2 protein-coding genes are annotated in these 2,142 nt (G+C 57.5%); both read right to left on the reverse strand.

Features of this window, described 5'->3' with window-relative positions:
* Positions 1-1,558, reverse strand: a 1,558-nt coding sequence (locus OP496_RS17315) for a PAS domain-containing methyl-accepting chemotaxis protein (RefSeq protein WP_280565098.1), incomplete at its 3' end; no start/stop codon positions are given.
* Between the two features lie 69 nt (positions 1,559-1,627).
* Positions 1,628-2,122, reverse strand: coding sequence for a chemotaxis protein CheW (locus tag OP496_RS17320; protein ID WP_280565100.1), 495 nt, complete (start codon positions 2,120-2,122; stop codon positions 1,628-1,630).
* Between the last annotated feature and the right edge of the window lie 20 nt (positions 2,123-2,142).

A 2,142-nucleotide genomic window follows, 5' to 3' on the forward strand; every position in this document is an offset into this window, starting at 1 on the left:
TCCCGATAATGTCGGACATTTCATGCGAACTATCGCGGATGCGCCCCATGGTGCTGACCACTTGCCCCATGACCTCGCCGCTCTGCCGTACTGTTTCGCTCGCCGTGCTCGAGAGCTGGCTGGCCTGACGCGCATTGTCGGCGTTCTGTTTCACGGTGGCGGTCATTTCTTCCATGCTGGAAGCCGTCTGGGCAAGCGATGCGGCTTGCTGCTCGGTCCGCGAAGAAAGATCTTCGTTGCCTTCGGCAATGTTACGGGTCGCCGGTGTCACCACACCCACGTTTTCGTTGACCTCCTTGACGATATTGCCAAGGCTGCGACGCATGGTATCCAGCGCCTGGGTGAGGCGACCAATTTCATCTTGCTTGCCGCCTTTGAGGCTGACGCCGAGGTTGCCGGCCGCAATCTGTAGCGAAAAGTCCAGGGCCTCGCGCACCGGACGCAGCGTCGAGCGCACCGTAATGATCCCCAGCATCACCAGCATGACCAGCCCGAAGATGAAGACACCTGCTTGCCACAGCAGCATGTCCTGCTGCGTCTCGGCTGCTTCTTGGGCCATGCTCATGGCATCGTTACGCTTTTCGTCGACCAAGCTGTTGAGCTGGTCGCTAACCTCATCACGTTCGCCTTCCAGCACATCGTTGTAAGCCACATAGGCTTCATAGAAGTCGCCCGAATTCAGGGTATCCAACACCACGCGCAAACCATCGTCCAAGTAACGCTGGACGGAGGCATCGAAGCTTTCTGCGGCATCACTATGATTGGCGGGACGACCGTCGTAATACGCGCTCCAGGTTTCGGAAAGCCTGGTCATCAGTCCTTCGGCCTCGGCCGTTACCGCCTCCATGTCACCCGACATTGGGTTGCTCACGGGCTTGTCGACCAGGTTTCGACCGCTGGACATCAATTGATCGATTTGCTGCAAACGGGCGACGTCTTCCAGACCCTGCTCGGACAGTGCCTGCAGCTTGTCACCGGCGCGCTGCAAGCTGACCATGGATAGGACACTGCTGACCGCCAGCATCAGTACCGCCGCGACGATCATGGTCACTAGACGGCCTTTGAAGGTGTTGAGCTTGAGGCCCTTGAGGCGAGCCAAGACACTGGTATGCTGAATCTGGCCACGCTCGAGCTTGACCCCACGACGCTTGCCCGCCGACATGGCCGCATAGGTGCGCTCCGCATCGGCGCGGGCCTTGGCAGTGGGTTTGACGCGCACCGAGGTATAGCCAACGATCTCGCCGCCTTCGAAAATCGGCGTCACGGTGGCATGTACCCAATAAAAATCACCATTCTTGCAACGGTTCTTAATCACCCCGCTCCAGATCTCTCCCTTCTTCAGAGTGACCCAAAGGTTTTCGAACGCCGCCGGCGGCATGTCCGGGTGACGTACGAGATTGTGTGGCGCCCCCACGAGCTCTTCATAGCTAAAGCCGCTGATCTCGACGAAAGCCGGATTCGCGTAGGTGACGACCCCTTTCAAATTGGTGCGGGACAACAGGTAATCTTCATCCGCGAGCTCATGCTCGCGCTGAGTAACGGGCTGGTTATTGCGCATGATACGGTTCCCTGGTGTTCGTTTTTATTGGTTGGCGTTGGCGTTTTCTCGTGACGCCTCGCGACAGCGTTATTGTGCTTGTTGCTCGACCAATGCCATTTCCTCGCTGGTCAGCAGTTTCTCGATATCGACGATGACCAGCATGCGGTCCTCAAGACTGCCCAGGCCGCTGAGATAATCGGCGGATAACGTCTCACCGAACTCGGGCGCAGGCTTGATTTGGTCGGAGGTAAGCGTCATGACATCGGATACCCCATCAACCACGATACCCACGATCCGGTCGGCGACGTTGACCACGATCACCACGGTCTGTCCTTCGTATTCGATCTTATCGAGATTGAACTTGATGCGAAGGTCGACGATCGGCACGATCACGCCACGCAAATTGGTCACACCTTTGATGAAATCGGGGGCATTGGCGATGCGCGTCACGTTTTCGTAGCCACGGATTTCCTGCACTTTCAGGATATCGACGGCATATTCCTCGCTACCCAGCGAGAACACCAGGTATTCCTGGCTTTGCGTATCGATAGCCGCTTCGGCGGCCTGGGTCATGTCACTCATGAAACTACGTCCTCCTGGCG

The organism is Chromohalobacter sp. 48-RD10, assembly GCF_029889785.1.
Classification (GTDB): domain Bacteria; phylum Pseudomonadota; class Gammaproteobacteria; order Pseudomonadales; family Halomonadaceae; genus Chromohalobacter.